This is a genomic window from Nonomuraea sp. MG754425 (genome assembly GCF_021699195.1).
In the GTDB taxonomy this organism is placed as follows: domain Bacteria; phylum Actinomycetota; class Actinomycetes; order Streptosporangiales; family Streptosporangiaceae; genus Nonomuraea.
The window spans coordinates 1-17,784 of record NZ_SSXE01000195.1; the positions used below are offsets into that span (position 1 = coordinate 1).

At 73.4% G+C, this 17,784-nt stretch carries 15 protein-coding genes; 13 read left to right on the plus strand and 2 right to left on the minus strand.

Translation table 11 applies throughout. The features are described from left to right. Positions 1–586 precede the first annotated feature (586 nt). From FAF44_RS43230 to FAF44_RS43240, 3 genes are all read left to right on the plus strand, one after another. On the plus strand, positions 587–1,150 hold the full coding sequence (locus FAF44_RS43230) for a hypothetical protein (protein ID WP_237109210.1): 564 nt from the start codon (positions 587–589) through the stop codon (positions 1,148–1,150). 82 nt (positions 1,151–1,232) lie between these two features. Then, positions 1,233–1,976 (plus strand): isocitrate lyase/phosphoenolpyruvate mutase family protein, encoded by a 744-nt coding sequence (locus tag FAF44_RS43235; protein ID WP_237109211.1) that lies wholly within the window; start codon positions 1,233–1,235, stop codon positions 1,974–1,976. A 45-nt stretch (positions 1,977–2,021) separates the two neighbouring features. Further along, on the plus strand, positions 2,022–2,681 hold the full coding sequence (locus FAF44_RS43240; RefSeq protein ID WP_237109212.1) for a hypothetical protein: 660 nt from the start codon (positions 2,022–2,024) through the stop codon (positions 2,679–2,681). Here FAF44_RS43240 and FAF44_RS43245 read toward each other — a convergent pair. Then, positions 2,654–3,571, minus strand: a complete 918-nt coding sequence (locus FAF44_RS43245) for a ribonuclease Z (protein ID WP_237109224.1) — start codon at positions 3,569–3,571, stop codon at positions 2,654–2,656. The two genes, FAF44_RS43240 and FAF44_RS43245, sit on opposite strands and share 28 nt — an antisense overlap. A 1-nt stretch (position 3,572) precedes the next feature. Between FAF44_RS43245 and FAF44_RS43250 the strand changes: the two genes are divergently transcribed. From FAF44_RS43250 to FAF44_RS43275, 6 genes are all read left to right on the plus strand, one after another. After that, positions 3,573–4,109, plus strand: a complete 537-nt coding sequence (locus tag FAF44_RS43250) for a methylated-DNA--[protein]-cysteine S-methyltransferase (protein ID WP_237109213.1) — start codon at positions 3,573–3,575, stop codon at positions 4,107–4,109. A 13-nt stretch (positions 4,110–4,122) separates the two neighbouring features. Beyond that, positions 4,123–5,028: a tRNA (adenosine(37)-N6)-dimethylallyltransferase MiaA gene (gene miaA / locus FAF44_RS43255; protein ID WP_237109214.1), complete on the plus strand. Its 906-nt coding sequence runs from the start codon at positions 4,123–4,125 to the stop codon at positions 5,026–5,028. Between the two features lie 9 nt (positions 5,029–5,037). Beyond that, positions 5,038–5,850: a diaminopimelate epimerase gene (gene dapF, locus FAF44_RS43260; RefSeq protein ID WP_237109215.1), complete on the plus strand. Its 813-nt coding sequence runs from the start codon at positions 5,038–5,040 to the stop codon at positions 5,848–5,850. A gap of 48 nt (positions 5,851–5,898) precedes the next feature. Then, positions 5,899–6,654, plus strand: a complete 756-nt coding sequence (locus tag FAF44_RS43265) for a hypothetical protein (RefSeq protein WP_237109216.1) — start codon at positions 5,899–5,901, stop codon at positions 6,652–6,654. Between the two features lie 19 nt (positions 6,655–6,673). Next, complete coding sequence (locus FAF44_RS43270) at positions 6,674–8,950, plus strand: tetratricopeptide repeat protein (RefSeq protein ID WP_237109217.1); 2,277 nt, start codon at positions 6,674–6,676, stop codon at positions 8,948–8,950. Between the two features lie 113 nt (positions 8,951–9,063). Further along, the gene (locus FAF44_RS43275) at positions 9,064–9,822 is read left to right on the plus strand and encodes an SDR family NAD(P)-dependent oxidoreductase (RefSeq protein WP_237109218.1); all 759 of its coding nucleotides are present in this window, start codon (positions 9,064–9,066) and stop codon (positions 9,820–9,822) included. On the opposite strand, the gene FAF44_RS43280 is transcribed toward FAF44_RS43275, so the two are convergent. After that, complete coding sequence (locus FAF44_RS43280) at positions 9,815–10,804, minus strand: LuxR family transcriptional regulator (RefSeq protein WP_237109219.1); 990 nt, start codon at positions 10,802–10,804, stop codon at positions 9,815–9,817. The genes FAF44_RS43275 and FAF44_RS43280 overlap by 8 nt on opposite strands. Positions 10,805–11,049: 245 nt before the next feature. On the opposite strand from FAF44_RS43280, the gene FAF44_RS43285 reads away from it, so the two are divergent. From FAF44_RS43285 to FAF44_RS43300, 4 genes are all read left to right on the plus strand, one after another. Continuing rightward, on the plus strand, positions 11,050–13,476 hold the full coding sequence (locus tag FAF44_RS43285; RefSeq protein ID WP_237109220.1) for an FAD-dependent oxidoreductase: 2,427 nt from the start codon (positions 11,050–11,052) through the stop codon (positions 13,474–13,476). Further along, on the plus strand, positions 13,473–14,675 hold the full coding sequence (locus FAF44_RS43290) for a sarcosine oxidase subunit beta family protein (RefSeq protein WP_237109221.1): 1,203 nt from the start codon (positions 13,473–13,475) through the stop codon (positions 14,673–14,675). The genes FAF44_RS43285 and FAF44_RS43290 overlap by 4 nt, the downstream gene beginning before the upstream one ends. Beyond that, on the plus strand, positions 14,675–14,920 hold the full coding sequence (locus FAF44_RS43295) for a sarcosine oxidase subunit delta (RefSeq protein WP_237109222.1): 246 nt from the start codon (positions 14,675–14,677) through the stop codon (positions 14,918–14,920). Before FAF44_RS43290 ends, FAF44_RS43295 begins: the two co-directional genes overlap by 1 nt. Further along, positions 14,917–17,784: 2Fe-2S iron-sulfur cluster-binding protein (locus tag FAF44_RS43300; protein WP_237109223.1), on the plus strand; the 2,868-nt coding region annotated here is incomplete at its 3' end. The genes FAF44_RS43295 and FAF44_RS43300, both read left to right, overlap by 4 nt.

Here is a 17,784-nt window from a genome sequence, read left to right on the forward strand (position 1 = left end):
CGGGGGAGCGGGTCGCCGCCGGAGAGCCGTCGGTCGCCGAGGGGATGACGGAGACGTCCGCGTCGAGCGGCGGGAGCGTTCCGTCGGTGATCGTCTCGTCCAGGGACGGCGAGACGGTCGTGTCCCAGGGCGGCACGACCTGGATCCAGGGCGGGGACAAGGGCGCGAGCAGCACGCCCGCCGGGTGCGGCGACGGGAAATGGAGCGTTCCACGGACGGAGGCGGCCGAGACGGGAGCGGCGGTCGCTGTTGGTGTCCTGTCGGACGCCGAGAGTGGCGAGGGTGACGAATTCGATCTTGTGGAAAGTTTGGTTTCCTGATCGAATTCGCCGTGACTTTGTGGTGAAGCTTCGGGGGAGTTGCCGAATGCCAGCAATATCCCCAGCCCGGCGGTCGCGAGCACGCCGCCTACTCCGGCCAGGGGTCCCAGGGGAAGGCGGCTAGCTGGGAAAATGGATCTAAGGGGGGACAAGTCGTGATTCCTTTGTGATTGGTGTGCGAGCATTCCGCCGTTGCGGCTAGTGTGGTCCATCACCCGCGGAAGCCGGCGAGCTTTCCCCGATACGACCGCAGGGAGCCGTACCCCATGCATGATCCGAACGAGGCGGATCGTCAGGAGATTCTGTCCGGGCCGGGAGACACCCGCCTGGAGAGAAACAGACGTCCGCGAAAGAAGACCAACAACAAGCCGCTCATCATCGCCGCGTCGGTGCTCGCCGCCCTGCTCGCGGCGGGCGGCGGCGGCTACCTGCTGGCCGGCGGTCCGGGCGAGGCCGCCCAGCGGCAGAGCGGTGGCGGCCCCGCCGCCACGCAGAGCAGCGCCGGCACCGACGACCTGGGCGGCGAGGAAGCCACCATGGGCGACGCCACCACCGACTCCCCCAAGGACGACGACCTGCCCACGGGCGGCGACGACGGCAGCATGGGCGACGTCGCCGACCCCGGCACCGGTGGCGGCGACCCCGCCGACACGGGCTCGACGGGCACCGACTCCCGGCCCGCCACCCAGACCAACGGCAAGAAGCCGACCGGGACGTCCCCGACCAAGTCGCCGCAGTCCGCGGGCGACGGCACCCCCTCCGACGCCGACACCCCGGCCAACGGCCCGGCGGGCGAGGTCTCCGGCCAGTGCGCGACCAGCGGCTGCTGAACCCCGGCAGCCGAAGTGGCTTGCCGCTTGCGGGCGCCACTGGCCCTACAGCGGCAGCCGCCCCGCCTCCTACCGTCGGGGCATGACCACTGACACAGCGGCGCGGCTGCGCGCGCTGCACGTTCCCGGGACCCCGCTGGTCCTGCCCAACGCCTGGGACGCGGCCTCGGCCCGCGCCGTGCGGGAGGCGGGCTTCCCCGCCGTCGCCACCAGCAGCGCCGCCGTCGCGCGGGTGCTCGGCCACGACGACGGCGAGCGCACCCCGGTCGCGGAGATGATGGCGGCCGTCGCCCGCATGGCCAGGGCCGTCGAGGGCGTGCCGGTGACCGCCGACGTCGAGCGCGGCTACGGACTCGCGCCGGCCGAACTCGTCGAACGCCTGGCCGAGGCCGGAGCCGCCGGCTGCAACCTGGAGGACTCCCTGCCCGGCAGCGGCGCGATGGTGGACCCGGCGGAGCAGGCGGACTTCCTGGCCGAGGTGCGCGCCGCCGCGGGCGACGCGCTCGTGATCAACGCGCGGGTCGATCTCTACCTGCGCGGACCGGCGTCCAGGCAGGAGGCCGTCGCGCGCGGGCGGCGCTACCTGGAGGCGGGAGCCGACTGCGTGTACCCCATCGGGCTGGCGGACGAGGGCGAGATCCGGGCGCTGGTGAGCGAGCTGGGCGGGCCGGTCAACGTGTACTGCAGGCCGGCGACGCCGGGCCTGGCGCGGCTGGCGGAGCTGGGGGTGGCGCGGATCAGCTTCGGGAGCGGGCTGCACCAGGCGTCCCACGTCTTCGCCCAGGAGCTGTTCGCGCGGATCGGGCAGGGCCGCAGCCCCTTCTGAGCCCCAGGTGAGGGGCGTGCCGCGGGGCCACGTACGCTTGCGCCCGTGCTTGTCGCCGCGGCCGTGTGCCCGTCAACCCCGCTGGTCGCGCTCGGTCTGCCCCAACTGCGCGCCGCCTGCCACACCGCGATCGCCGCCCTCCTGGAGTCGCGTCCCGACACGCTGGTCGTGGTGGGCGGCGCGGAGACGACGCGGGCGTACGAGGCGGGCGCGGCGGGCACCCTGCGTCCCTGGGGTCTCGACCGGACGGCGGGCCGCGGCGAGCCCGTGCTGCCGCTGTCGCTCACCGTCGGCCGGCTGCTCCTCGACGAGGCAGGCGGCGCACCCGAGGGGCTGCAGTCCGTGGCCTTCGACGCCGGCGGCGAACAGTGCCAGGCCCTGGGGGAGCGGCTCGGCCAGGGCGCCGGACGGGTGGCGCTGCTGGTCATGGCCGACGGCTCGGCCTGCCTCGGCCCGGGAGCGCCGGGCCGGCACGACGCGGCGGCGGGGCCGTACGAAGAGCTGATCGCCGAGGCGGTGGCGGCCGGCGACCCCGCCGCGCTGGCCGCGCTCGACCCCGGGGAGGCCGACCGGCTGTGGGTGAGCGGGCGGGCCGCCCTCCAGGTGCTGGCGGGCGCGGCGGGCACGCGGACGTACCGGGGAAGCCTGCTGGCGGCGAGCGCGCCGTACGGGGTCGGCTACCTCGCCGGGCTGTGGCTGGCCTGACGCTTCGGCACCGGGATCCGCATCAGGTCGCGCGCCGTCACCACCTCGCCGTCGAAGCTGCGCCGCACCTCCGCGACGAAGGACGGCTCGTCGCCGAACCCGTACCGCTCGGAGAAGTGCGTGAGCACCAGCCTGCGCACGCCCGCGTCGGCCGCCACCACCCCCGCCTCGAACGCCGTCAGGTGGCCGTACTCCTTGGCCAGCGCGCTCTCCGGGGTCAGGAACGTGGTCTCGATCACCAGCAGGTCCGCTCCGGAGGCCAGCTCGAAGACGGCGTCGCAGAGCCGGGTGTCCATCACGAACGCCACGCTCTGGCCGGGTTTCGGCACGCTGCACTCGTCGAGGGTGACGCCGCGCACGGAGCCGCCGCGCTGCAACTCGCCGATCTCCGGACCGCGGATGCCGTGGGCGGCCAGCTTCTCGGGCAGCATGCGCCGGCCGGCCGGCTCCTGGACGCGGTAGCCGTACGACTCGACGGGGTGGGACAGGCGGCGCGCGATGATCGGCCCGACGCCCGCCAGGTCGCCGGAGACGGGATGCTCGGAGATGACCTGCGTGTCGGCGAACGCGGCGGCGTGCCGCAACCGCCGCCAGTACGTCTCGCCGGAGCCGGGGAAGAGTGCCCGCACCGGGTGCCGCACCCTGTCGCGGGCGATGCGCTGCACGACGCCCGGCACGCCCAGGCAGTGGTCGCCGTGGAAGTGGGTCACGCAGAGCCAGTGCACGTCGTTGGCGCTCAGCCCGGCGTGCACCATCTGCCGCTGCGTGCCCTCGCCCGGGTCGAACAGGAAGCCCTGACCGTCCCAGCGCAGAAGGTAGCCGTTGTGGTTACGGTGTCGGGTAGGAACCGCGCTGGAGGTGCCCAGCACCACGAGCTCACGTGAGGACACGATGACCACCCCGACGACCGCAGCGGCCACCACGGTCTCCTTCGCCGAGGTGCCCACCCCCGTGGGCATGTTCGTGCTGGCCGTCACCGAGATCGGGCTCGTCGCGTCCGGCTGGGGCTCGCGGGCCGGGCTGGCCGGCCGCCTCGACCTGGGTGAGGTTCATGATGCGGATCGTACGGCCTGTGCCGTCGCCGAGCTGAACGCTTATTTCGCCGGCGAGCTGAAGACGTTCACGACCCCGATCGACTGGCGGCTCATGTCGGGCTCACGGCTGCGGGTGCTCCAGACGCTGCACGAGGTCCCGTACGGCAAGGCCGTCACCTACGGCGAACTGGCCGGGCTGAGCGGCTCGGGGGTGCCCGCCCGCGGCATCGGCTCGATCATGGGCTCCAACCCGATCCCGATCGTGGTGCCCTGTCACCGGGTGATCGCGGCGGGCAGCGGGCTGGGCGGGTTCAGCGGCGGCGAGGGCGTGGAGACCAAGCGGTGGTTGCTGACCCATGAGGGGTACCTGCCACCGACCCTGCTCGATCTCTAGCAAACTTGTCGATGTGCCTCAGCAGCCAGTCATCGCCGTCGTGGGTCCCACGGCCGCCGGAAAGTCCGATCTCGCCGTCGACCTCGCCCTCCGTCTGGGCGGCGAGTGCGTCAACGCCGACTCCATGCAGCTCTACCGCGGCATGGACATCGGCACCGCCAAACTGACGGAGGAGGAGCGGCGCGGGGTGCCGCACCACCTGCTGGACATCTGGGACGTGACGGTCACGGCCAGCGTGGCCGAGTACCAGAAGCTGGCCAGGGCGGTCATCGACGCCGTCGAGGTGCCCGTGCTGGTCGGCGGGAGCGGCCTGTACGTGCGCGCGGCCATCGACGAGCTGGACTTCCCCGGCACCGACCCGCAGATCAGGGCCCGCCTCGAAGCCGAGCTGGCCGAGCGCGGCCCGGCCCCGCTCCACGAGCGGCTGCGCGAGCGCGACCCGGCCGCCGCGGCCGCGATCCTGCCGAGCAACGGCCGCCGCGTCGTGCGGGCGCTGGAGGTGATCGAGCTGTCCGGCCGCCCGTTCTCGGCGTCGATGCCGTCGTACGACGCGGTCTACCCGAGCGTGCAGATCGGCCTGGAGGTGCCGAGGCCGGAGCTGGACGCGCGGATCGAGCTGCGGGTCGCGCGCATGTGGGCCGCGGGCCTGGTGGAGGAGGTGCGGGGGCTGCTGGCGGAAGGGCTGGCCGAGGGGCGTACGGCCGGCCGCGCCCTCGGGTACGCCCAGGTCGTCCGCTTCCTGGAAGGGGAGTGGAGCGAGGAGCTGGCGATGGCCGAGACGGTCAGGCTGACCAGGCGCTTCGCCCGCCGGCAGGAGTCGTGGTTCCGCCGCGATCCGCGGGTGTGCTGGCTGCCGTACGACGCTCCCGACCTGCTTGAGCGGTCCCTGGCGCACGTGGCCGGGCAGGGGTGTGAATAAACTCCTGCAATGCGCTTTCTCAAGGGGCACGGCACCGAGAACGATTTTGTCATCCTGCCTGATCCCGACGGCGAGGTCGATGTGTCGGCCGCGCTCGTCGCCAAGATCTGCGACAGGAGAGCGGGCATCGGCGCCGACGGCGTGCTCCGGGTGGCGCGCACGAAGCAGAGCCACGAGGTGAGCGAGCTGGCCGCGACGGCCGAGTGGTTCATGGACTATCGCAACGCCGACGGCAGCGTGGCGGAGATGTGCGGCAACGGCGTGCGGGTGTTCGCCCGCTACCTGATCGAGGCGGGGCTGGAGCACGGCTCGGAGTTCGCGGTGGCGACCAGGGGCGGCGTGCGCAGGGTGCGCGTCGAGCCGAACGGCGACATCACGGTCGACATGGGCAAGCCCGTCGTCCGCGGCGAGAGCGTGGCCACGCTCGGCGGGCACGAGTACCCCGGTCTGCACGTCGACATGGGCAACCCCCATCTGGCCTGCGCGATCGGCGCCCCGGTCGCGCAGCTCGACCTCACCCACCAGCCGGGCTTCGACACCGGCGTCTTCCCCGCGGGGGTCAACGTCGAGCTGTTCAACCCGGTCGGCACCAGCCGCGCCGTCATGCGCGTCTACGAGCGCGGCTCCGGCGAGACCCGCTCCTGCGGCACCGGCGCGATGGCCACGGCGGTCGCCGCCGCCCACCTGTCGGGCGACGTCACCGGCACGTGGACGGTCGAGGTGCTGGGCGGCACGCTGACGGTCATCCTCGACGAGGAAACCAGCTACCTGTCCGGCCCGGCGGTGATCGTGGCCAGCGGGGAACTGACGCTTGCAGAATGAAGTTCTGATAGGGGATGCTGGGTCTACTCTTCGAACTGAGAGGTGGACATGGCTGACCCACGCACCACCGCCGTACAGGTGAAGACGCCGATCGGGCTGTTCGGCGGCGGATTCATGGTCTCCCGCGAGGCCAAGGCCATCTGCGACGAGTACGGTCTCGGCCCCCGCGAGGTCTACTTCAGAGGCCGCTGCGGCGTGCTCGGCGAGTGCGACGCCGGTGTGGTCACCGCCGTCGCCGTGTTCTTCCCCGCCGGGCACGTCGAGGAATGCTGGAACGGCGGACGCAAGCTCTCGGTCGAGCGGGCCGTCGAGCTCTACGCCGAGGCGTGTCACGCGTGGGGCCGGCGCAAGCTCGGCGGGTACCCGGGCTGCGCCCGGATCGCCGAGCTCCTGGAGCCGGTCGTGGAGCAGGCGTCCCCGGTGGGGGCGCCGCTGTTCGCGGGCTGGCGGGCCGTGCCGCTGCCCGGCGACGCGCCCGCCAGGGCCGTCCAGCTCATGCACGTCGTACGCGAGCTGCGCGGCGGACTGCACGCCAACGCCGTGCTCGCGGCCGGGCTGCACCCGCTGGAGGCGACGCTCGCGGCCGAGCACGGCGGGACCCCGCTCGGGCAGTCGCAGGGCGCCGCGCTCGCCCGGTTCTTCACCTGGCCGGAGCCGTACGCGCAGCCGGGTCCCGACGTGATCGCACGCCGTGTCGCCGTCGAGGAAACCACGGACGACCTGATGGCGCCGGTGTTCTCGGTCCTCACCGACAGCGAATCGGACGAGCTGATCGAGCTTCTGCGTTTTGGGGACGCTCGTTGACCTGGCAGACTGACTCCCCATGGACGTGGACATCTGGGCCTGGGTCGGCGAAACCCAGCAGCAGCTTTCCGAGGCGGGCAACGTCGGCCTCGCCATGGCGCTGGGAGACCTTCCCGCACAGGCCTATGAGGGCCGTTACCCGCAGCTCGACGTCATGGCTCCGGCCATCGCGCAGCAGGCGGAAGCCCTGGAGCTGCCCTGGCTCGAGTTCTACGCCCGCTACTGGCACCTGATCGGCCGCATCGGCGACCGGGCCCAGGGCGCGGTCGCCCTCGACGACGCACAGCAGCTCCTGACGTTCGCCGAGCGCGAAGACGTGCGCGAGTGCCCGGCCGTCCCGGCCGCGGTCGAGGCGCTGGCCATCGCCAGGGCCAACACCGACGGCCCCGGCTACGCGGCCGAGCGCCTGCAGACGATCAGCGCCTACCTCGACGACATGAGCCCGGAGAAGCCGGCCTTCTCCGGGCTCGCCACCCAGCACATCGCGGCCCTCATCGACGCCGGCAAGGCCGGCGAGGCCGTGACCTACGCCGAGGCCGCCACCGAGCGGCTGCGCACGGCCGGGCGCGAGGCGAGCTGGGAGCTGGGCGCCGAGAGCGCCCGCGCGCTGCTGGCCGCCGGCCGCGCCGAGGACGCGCTCACCGCGCTGCAGGCCGCGGCCGGGTTCCAGGCCGACGACCCGGTGGCCAAGGAGCACCGCGACGGCGTGCGCCGGGCGCTGATCCTGGCCGAGCTCGGCCGGATCGCCGAGGCCGTCGACGCGCTGCCCGACCTCGACGTGGTGGGCGACCACCCGCGGGTGTGGGTCGAGTGGGCGCGGGCCGTCGGCAAGCTGGCCACGTCCTCGCAGATCACCAACACCTGGCAGCTCGGCCGGGTGCTGCGCCAGTGGATGGACTACTACGGCATGATGGGCGCCTACCGCGCCCGGGTCGAGCTCGCGCTGATCGCCGGCGACCTGGCCCTCGGCAGGCAGGGCGGCTGGCAGGCCAGGCTGCTGGCCGACCTGGCCGAGTCCGGCGCCGCCGAGCTGCGCGAGAGCGGCGACCTGAGCGAGCGCATCGCCGCGCTGCGGGCCGCCGCCGACGCCGCCGCCGAGCCCGAGGCCCCCGGTCCGCTGGAGGAGCGGGTGGGCCTGTTCGACGCCGCCGACGGCTTCAACGCCGACCCGGAGAGGTGGGTCGGCTGGCTGGCCCCGCTGTCCGGCGAGAACGTCGAGGCCACCCGCCGCCACACCACCACGCTCGGCTTCCTCGGCTACCCGGCCACCGGCGCCGACATCTACTGGAAGCTGCTGGTCGACGGCGGCGACCTCGCCACCGCCGAGCCCGACGACGTGGCCTACCTGACCACGCTGCTCATCGAGGCCCGCCAGGACGAGCGCTTGGAGCAGATGGCCGCGATGCTGCCGCACGCCGCCCAGCACGTCGCGCTGGCCCGGCTGCACAGCGCCCGCGAGCGCTGGCAGGAGACGGCCGACGCGGCCGAGCACGCCATCCAGGCCGGCGCCGGGATCGACGCCCGCCGCCTGCTGTCCGGCGCCGCCCAGCAGCTCGACGTCAACGCCAGGGGCGCCGAGGTGCTGCTGGAGGTGCTCGACGAGCTGACCGACGAAGACGTCTGGCGCATGATCGTCATGGCCACCTCGGCCGAGGACTGGGAGACCGTGCGCAAGGGCGCGGCCAAGATCGGCATGCCGATCAAGTCCCAGGAGGGCCCCATCGAGGAGGAGATGGGCCTCATCAGGCTCATCCTGCCCGCGCCCGACGGCGGCCAGCGCCAGGTGCTGTCCATCCGCACCGGCCCGGCCACCGCCCGGCTGGCCCTGCCGCAGCCGCGCGGCATGGACTACAACGCGGGCGACCTGGTCGTCTTCGACCCGCAGCTCCTCGAGCCCGTCCCGGACGACCCGCAGGAGCAGCAGAACTTCGTGCCGCCGTTCGCCGCCGTGCGCATCCTGCGGCCCGGCGGTTACACCAGCTACTTCTTCGACGGCGCCGCGCCGAGCGAGGCGGACTGGGCGGAGTTCACCGAGGTCATGGCCGAGCGCGGCTGGCCGATGTGGGTCTACAGCGACGAGAACTACACCGTCACCCACCCGACCAGCAGCGAGCGGCTGCCCGGCGTGTTCGGCTGGGTCGCGGTGCCGCCCGACGTCTCGCCCTCCGAGGTCGACGCGCTGCTCGACGACGCCACCGAGCGGTGGGTGCATCCGCTGGCCTGGCTCGACCTGGCCCGCGAGATCGACGTCGAGATCGAGCGGCACGAGCGCATCGTCAAGGAGTACGGCCTCTAGCCGGTCGCCCGCCGCGGGCGTGCGAATCCGTCCTTATCCTTTCTTCCCGCCGACCAGTACGGTGGGCAGGAGACGGCGCACGCACGCGGGACGCCGGGAAGGCGAGGTCTGGAGTGCTGGAGCGGTTCCGGCTCGACGGGAAGGTGGCGATCGTCACCGGGGCGTCCGCGGGGCTCGGGGTGGCCTTCGCCCGCGGCCTGGCCGAGGCGGGCGCCGACGTGGTGATCTGCGCCCGGCGCAAGGATCGGCTGGAGGAGACGAGGCGGCTGGTCGAGGAGACCGGCCGCCGGTGCCTGGCCGTGCCCGCCGACGTGGCGCGTCCCGAGGACTGCGCGGCGGTCGTGGCCGCCGCCGTCGAGACCATGGGCTCCGTCGACGTGCTGATCAACAACGCCGGGATCGGCACCGCCGTGCCCGCGCTCAAGGAGACGCCCGAGGAGTTCCGGCAGGTCATCGAGGTGAACCTGCACGGCACGTACTGGATGGCGCAGGCGTGTGCCCGCGTGATGCGGCCCGGCTCGTCGATCGTGAACATCGGCAGCGTCCTCGGCGAGACCACGGCGGGGCTGCCGCAGGCGGCCTACAGCGCGTCCAAGGCGGGCGTGGTCGGGCTCACCCGCGACCTGGCCCAGCAGTGGACCGGCCGGCGCGGCATCCGGGTCAACTGCCTGGAGCCCGGGTTCTTCGCCTCGGAGATGACCGGGCAGTACAAGCCGGGCTATCTGGAGCGGATGACCGAAGACCGGGTGGTCATGAAGCGGGCGGGCGACCCGGCCGAGCTGGTCGCGGCGGCGGTCTTCCTGGCGGGCGACGCGGCCTCGTACATCACCGGGGTGACACTGCCGGTGGACGGCGGGATCCTGCTCACCTAGCGAGCAGGCCGTTGTGGGCGGCCAGGTAGCCGGCGTGGAAGCGGGTCCTGGCGCCCAGACGCTCGCACAGCACCTGGACACGGCGCTGGACGGTACGCGGGCTCAGCCCGAGTTGCCTGGCGATGGCGTCGTCCTTCATGCCGGCCGCGAGCAGGGCGAGCACCTCCGTGTCGGCGGCCCGCGGCCACGTCTCCGGTTCCAGGGCGTCGGTCGTCAGCCGCAGCGGGACGGCGGCCCGCCACAACGTCTCGAAGAGCCCCACCAGGGCGTCCAGCAGCGCCGACGGGTGCACGACGAGGGCCGACTCGACGGCCTTGTCCTCGTCGGAGACCAGCGGCAGGACGGCCGTGCGGGCGTCGGCGATGGCCAGCTTGACCGGCACCTGGCCGAGCCTGGCCTGCTCGCCGCCGGCGATGGCGTGGCGGGTGTGGGCGAGCATGCCGGCCTGCTCGAAGGCCAGCGGGCTGTAGATGCCGCGGATGACGGGCGCGCCCTGGCGGGCCGCGCGGCGGCGGTTCTCGCGGTCGTCGCTGATGTCCACCGCGTACGGCGGATGCACCAGCACCAGCATCTCCTGGGTGGCGTTGCGTTCGAGCTGGAGGTAGCGCCGGGCGACGGCGTCGCGGCCGGTCACCACCTCCAGCACCTCCTCGGGGTGCGGCCCGCTGCGCTCGGCGACCTCGGTGGCGAGCAGTGCGGCGGCGGCCCGGCTGTGGGTGATCTCCTCCTGGCGGCGCGCGACGAGGATGTCGATGGCGATGTTCGGCGGGGTGGCGACGACGCGCAGCGGCCGTCCGGCGACGCGGGAGATCAGGCCGAGGTCCTCCAGCCGGGGCAGCATGCGGCGGATGGCGGCGGCCGACGAGCCGGTCTCGGCGGCGAGCTCGCTCAGCGTCGCGGGCCCGTGACGGAGCAGCGACCGGTAGGCGGTTTCCTCGGCGACGGTGACGCCGAGCCCTTCGAGTAAGCGCCGCTGCGCCATGGTGACCTTTCCCGAGCGGTGATCCGAGGCCAGCGTACTGGTACGTTGCCGCGAATGATCTCCCCATATGCGCGTTCGTACCAGCCCCGGGACCTGGAGATCGCGGTCGCGGACGCGGGCCCGGTCACGTACGTCGTGCGGGAGACCTCGCCGCTCCGGACGGCTCTTGTCCCGCGAGGGCTTGGACTTTAAGGTCGTTGCGTAGTCCGGTGCGTGTTGCGTATTAAGGAACAACCGGAGGCACCATGGGCCGACCTCGTCTGGTGATCGTGGGAGCGGGGATCGTGGGCTGCGCTCTGGCCGACGAACTCACCGAACGGGGGTGGACGGACGTCACGGTCGTGGACCAGGGCCCGCTGTTCGCCGCCGGAGGCTCCAGCTCGCACGCCCCCGGCCTCGTCTTCCAGACGAACCCGTCCAGGACGATGACCGAGTTCGCCGCCTACACCGTCAGGAAGTACACGGCCCTGGGCGAGGACTGCTTCAGGCAGGTGGGCGGGCTGGAGGTGGCCACCACCCCCGAACGCTGGGCCGACCTGCACCGCAAGCACGGCTGGGCCGAGTCGTGGGGCGTCGAGGCGCGGCTGGTCGGCCCCGAGGAGTGCGCCGGGCTGTGGCCGCTGCTCGGCCCCGGCCGGGTGCTCGGCGGCCTCCACGTGCCGAGCGACGGGCTGGCGGCGGCGGTGGCCTGCGGCGAGACACAGGCGGCGCGGGCGGGCGAACGCGGGGCCAGGTTCCTGGGCGGGCACACCGTGGTCGGGATCGAGCAGCGGGGCGGGCGGGTCACCGGGGTGTCGGTCGTGACGTCAGGGGAGTACTGGACGATCCCGGCGGACGTGGTGGTGTGCGCGGCCGGGTTCTGGGGGCCGTCGATCGGCAGGATGGCCGGGCTGAGCGTGCCGCTGCTGCCGCTGGCCCACCAGTACGCCAGGACCGGTTCGCTGGGCGCGCTCAAGCAGAGCCCGATCCTGCGCCACCAGGACCGCGACCTGTACGTCCGCCAGCACGGCGACCGCCTCGGCATCGGCTCCTACGCCCACCGCCCCATGCCGGTCGCCCAGGACGAGATCGGCCCCAGATCCACCACGATGCCCTCGGTGCAGGCGTTCACCGAGGAGGACTTCGCCCCCTCCTGGCGCGACGCGGTCGAACTGCTGCCCGCGCTGGCCGCCTCCACGTACGAGGACGGCATCAACGGCGTCTTCTCCTTCACCCCCGACGGCTTCCCGCTGATCGGCGAGGCCCCGCACCTCGACGGGTTCTGGCTGGCCGAGGCCGTGTGGGTGACGCACTCGGCCGGGGTGGCGCGGGCGCTGGCCGAGGTGCTGGTGGACGGGCGCTCCAGCGTCGATCTGCACGAGTGCGAGCTGAACCGCTTCGAGCAGGCGCAGCTCTCGCCCGCGTTCGTCGAGGAGCGGGGCAGACAGAACTTCGTCGAGGTGTACGACATCATCCACCCGCTGCAGCCGATGGACTCGCCCCGGCCGCTGCGGACCAGCCCGTTCCACCCGCGTCAGCGAGAACTCGGCGGGTTCTTCCTGGAGGCGGGCGGATGGGAGCGGCCCCACTGGTTCGAGGCGAACGTGCCGCTGCTGGAGGAGCTGGTACGGCGGCGCGGCCCCGAGGGGCACCTGGCGGCCGAGACGTTTCTGGGCGTCGAGCAGCGCGACGGGTGGGCGAGCCGATACTGGTCGCCGGTCGCCGCCGCCGAGTCGCACGCCACCCGGGAGGGCGTGGCGCTCTACGACATGACGCCGCTCAAACGCCTGGAGGTCAGCGGGCCGGGGGCGACGGCGTTCCTGCAGCGGATGACCACCAACAACGTGGACAAGAAGCCCGGCTCCGTCACCTACACGCTGCTGCTGGACGCGAACGGCGGCATCCGGTCCGACCTCACGGTGGCCCGGCTGGAGGAGGAGACGTTCCAGGTCGGTGCGAACGGCCACCTCGACCTCGACTGGCTGGCCAGGCACGCGCCCGGCGGGGTGCGGGTGCGCGACCTGACGCCGGGCACCTGCTGCGTCGGCGTCTGGGGGCCGCGGGCGCGGGAGCTGGTGCAGGGGCTGACCGACATGGACCTGTCGCACGAGGGCCTGCGCTACTTCGGCTGCCGGTCCGGGTACGTCGGGCACGTACCGGTGCTCGCGATGCGGGTCTCGTACGTCGGGGAGCTGGGCTGGGAGCTGTACACGGCGGCCGACATGGGGCTCAAGCTCTGGGACACGCTGTGGGCCCCCGGCCTGGCGATCGCCGGGGGACGGGCGGCGTTCAACAGCCTGCGCCTGGAGAAGGGCTACCGGCTCTGGGGCGTGGACATGACGACCGAGCACAACCCGTACGAGGCGGGCCTGGGCTTCGCGGTCAGGGACGACAAGGACTTCATCGGGCGCGACGCGCTGGTCAAGGAGGTCACGCGCAGGCTGGTGCCGCTGCTCAGCACCGAGGTCGTCATGGGCAAGGAGCCGGTCAGGCACGGCGGGCGCACGGTCGGGTACGTCACCAGCGCCGCCTACGGGCACACCGTCCAGCGGCCGATCGCCTACGCCTGGTTGCCGGCCGAGCTGGCCGAGCCGGGCACGCATGTCGATATTTCATACTTCGGCCGTCGCGTCCCCGCGGTGGTCGCCGCCGAGCCGCTGTACGACCCCGGGATGGAGAAGATCAGGCGTTGACCCACCCCGACTTCCTCTGGCGCAACCCCGACCCCAAGCCCGCCTACGACGTGATCATCGTGGGCGGCGGCGGCCACGGCCTGGCCACCGCCTACTACCTCGCCAGGAACCACGGCATCACCGACGTGGCCGTCCTGGAACGCGGCTGGCTGGCCGGCGGGAACATGGCCCGCAACACCACCGTCATCCGCTCCAACTACCTGTGGGACGAGAGCGCCGCGATCTACGAGCACTCGCTGAAGCTGTGGGAGGGGCTCGGCGCGGAGCTGGACCACGACCTGCTCTTCAGCCAGCGCGGCGTGCTCAACCTGGCGCACAACCAGGGCGACGTGCGCGAGGGCCGGCGCCGGGTCAACGCCAACCGGCTCAACGGCGTGGACGCCGAATGGCTCGACCCCGACGAGGTCAAGAAGTTCTGCCCGATCGTCAACGTGTCCGGCGACGCCCGCTACCCGGTCATGGGCGCCACCCTCCAGCGGCGCGGCGGCATCGCCAAGCACGACCACGTGGCGTGGGCGCTGGCCCGCCGGGCGGACGCCTACGGGGTGGACCTGATCCAGGGCTGCGAGGTCACCGGGTTCGAGATCGAGCACGGCCGCGTGGCCGCCGTGCGGACCTCGCGCGGCCGGATCGCGGCGGGCAAGGTCGCGCTGGCGGCGGCCGGGCACACCTCGGTGCTCGCCGAGCGGGCCGGGATCCGGCTGCCCTTGCAGTCGCACCCGCTCCAGGCACTGGTCTCGGAACTGCTGGAGCCGGTGCTCGGCTGCGTGGTCATGTCGAACGCCGTGCACGTGTACGTCAGCCAGGCGCACAAGGGGGAACTGGTCATGGGGGCGGGCATCGACGCGTACACCTCCTACGGGCAGCGCGGCGGCGTCCACGTGATCGAGGCGCAGATGGCGGCGGCGCTGGAGCTGTTCCCGATCTTCAGCAGGGTCCGGGTGCTGCGCACGTGGGCCGGCATCGTGGACGTCTCTCCCGACGCCTCGCCGATCATCGGCCGCACGCCGGTGGACGGCCTGTACGTCAACGCCGGCTGGGGCACCGGCGGCTTCAAGGCCACCCCGGGCGCCGGCTGGGTGTACGCCGACACGATCGCCCACGAGCGGCCGCACCCGCTGGCGGAGCCGTTCGCGCTGGACCGGTTCAGCACGGGGGCGCTCATCGACGAGCACGGCGCGGCGGCGGTGGCGCACTGATGCTGCTCCTCGACTGCCCGCACTGCGGCCCCCGCGACGAGAACGAGTTCCACTACGGCGGCCAGGCCGGCGTCCCCTACCCGCAGGGCGAGACCTCCGACGCGGAGTGGGCCGCCTACGTCTTCGTGCGCGACAACCCCAAGGGCTGGTTCCACGAGCGCTGGTTCCACGTGCACGGCTGCCGCACCTGGTTCACCGTCGAGCGGCACACGGTCACCCACGAGGTAAGGAAGGCTCCTCGATGAGGTTCACGTTCGACGGCCGCGCGCTGCGGGGCGAGCCGGGCGACACGCTGGCCGCCGCGCTGCTGCGCAACGGGGTGCGGGTGGTGGGCCGCAGCGCCGTTCTCGGCCGCCCGCGCGGTGTCTTCAGCGCCGGCCCCGAGGAGCCGAACGCCCTGGTCAGAGTGGACGCGGAGCCCATGGTGGCGGCCACCGCGGTCGAACTGCGCGACGGGCTGCAGGCGTGGAGCCTGCGCGGCAAGGGCTGGGTGGATCCCGACGTCCCGGACGATCGCCGCTGCGACAAGGGATACCTGCACTGCGACGTGCTCGTGGTCGGCGGCGGGCCCGCCGGGCTGGCCGCCGCGCTGGCGGCGGGCCGGGCGGGCGCGCGGGTGATCCTCGTGGACGAGCGGCCCCGGCTGGGCGGCGACCTGCTCGACTCCCGGGCGACGCTCGACGGCGCCCCCGCGCTGGACTGGGTGGCGGGGCTGGACCTGCCGGGACGGGTGCTCACCCGGACCACCGCCGTCGGCTACCACGACCACAACTACGTGGTCGCTGTGGAGCGGCGGGCGCGGGGCGAGCGGCTGTGGCACATCAGGGCCCGCGAGGTGGTGCTGGCCACGGGGGCGCACGAGCGCTCGCTCGCCTTCCCCGGCAACGACCGTCCCGGCGTCATGCTGGCCTCCGCCGCCCGCGCCTACGCCAACCGGTACGGTGTCGCGCCGTGGCGGCGGGCCGTCGTGTTCGCGTGCGCCGACTCCGGGTACGAGGCCGCGCGTGACCTGGCCGCGGCCGGGGTGGACGTCGTCGCCGTCGTGGACCCCCGCCCGGAGGCGCTCACCCCCGGTGCGATGGCCGGGCAGGTAGTGACCGGCACGACCGGCGACGCGGACGGCGTGCTCGACGGCGTCGAGGTGGGCCGGCAGCGCTTCGAGGCCGACCTGCTGGCCGTCGCGGGCGGCTGGAACCCGGCCGTGCACCTGTTCAGCCAGTCCCGGGGACGGCTGCGCTTCGACGCGGACCTCCAGGCGTTCGTCCCGGACGTGCCCGCCCAGGCCCAGCACTCGGCCGGGGCCTGCCGGGGTCTCTACGGCACCCGCGTGGCCATCGCCGACGGCTACGCGGCGGGCGCCGAGGCCGCCGGGCGCGCGCTGGGCCGCCCACCCGTCGCTCACCGGCTGCCGGTGCCGGAGTGCGACGAGCCGGTGCCGCGCGCCCCGGCCGCCCTCTGGGTGGTCGAGAGCGACTCGCCGCAGCCCGCCTTCGCCGACCTGCACCGGGACGTGACCGTGGCCGACCTCGCCAGGGCAACGGGTACCGGCATGCGCTCGGTCGAGCACGTCAAGCGCTACACCACCGCCGGGACCGGGGCCGACCAGGGCAGGACCTCGGGCGCGGTGGTCGTGGGCGTCATGTCCGCCCTCCTCGGGGCCGCGCCGGGCCAGGTGGGCACGACCACGTTCCGGCCGCCGTACACGCCGGTCTCGTTCGCCACCTTCGCCGGACGCGACCGCGGCGCGCTGTCCGACCCCGTCAGGACGACGGCCATGCACGACGCCCATGTGGCGAGGGGCGCGGTGTTCGAGGACGTCGGCCAGTGGAAACGCCCCTGGTACTTCCCCCACGACGGTGAGTCCATGGAGGACGCCGTGCTGCGCGAGTGCCGCGCGGCCCGTACCGGCGTGGCCGCCATGGACGCCTCCACCCTCGGCAAGATCGACATCCGGGGCACGGACGCCGGGGAGTTCCTCGACCGGATCTACACGAACCTGTACTCCACGCTCGCCGTCGGAGCCTGCCGCTACGGCCTGATGTGCGGCGCGGACGGGATGGTCTTCGACGACGGCACCACCAGCAGGCTCGGCGACGACCATTTCCTCATGACCACGACCACGGGCAACGCCGCCGCGGTGCTCGACCGGCTGGAGGAGTGGCACCAGACGGAGTGGCCCGGCATGGACGTGTCGTTCACCTCGGTCACCGACCATTGGGCGACCGTCGTCGTGGCCGGGCCGCACGCCAGGCGGGTCCTCGCCGCCGTCGCGCCCGGGGCGCTGGACCTGGCGTTCATGCGGCACGCGGCCACCGGCGTGCTGGGCGTGCCCGGCCGGGTGTTCAGGATCAGCTTCTCGGGGGAGCTGGCCTACGAGGTCAACGTGCCCTGGCGGTACGGCAGGGCGCTGTGGGAGGCGGTGCTGGAGCTGGGCGCGGTGCCGTACGGGACCGAGGCGATGCACGTGCTGCGGGCCGAGAAGGGCTTCGCGATTGTCGGCCAGGACACCGACGGGACCGTCACCCCGCAGGACCTCGGCATGTCGTGGATCGTCTCCCGGCGCAAGCCGGACTTCGTCGGCAAGCGTTCGCACGCCCGTCCCGACACCGCGCGAGGCGACCGCAAGCGGCTGGTCGGTCTGCTGCCCGACGATCCGCGGGCGCTGGTGGAGGAGGGCGCGCAACTCGTCGCCGCCGGGACGCCCGTGACCGGTGCGGCACCCATGCTCGGGCACGTGACCTCCAGCTATCGCAGCGCCGCGCTCGGCCGCACGTTCTGCCTGGCCCTGGCCAGGCAGGTCGGGCCGGGTGACCGGCTCACCGCCGTGTCGGGCGATTCGGCGCTCCCGGTGACCGTCGTGGAGCCGGTCTTCTACGACCCGGGCAACGCCCGCCGCGAGGGGGAGCCGCTGATGGGCCCGTACTCCGCGTACGAGGGTGCGGCGCGCGCCGAGAGCCCGGCCGCCGGGTTCGCGGCCCGGTTCGCGGCGGCGGGCGGCGAGGGGGTGCGGCTGCGGGAGGCGCCGTTCGCGCCCATGTGGGAGGTGCGCGGCGCGGATCCGGGCGCAGGGCTGCGGCTGGGGCCGTCCTGGTGGCTGGTGCCGGGGGCC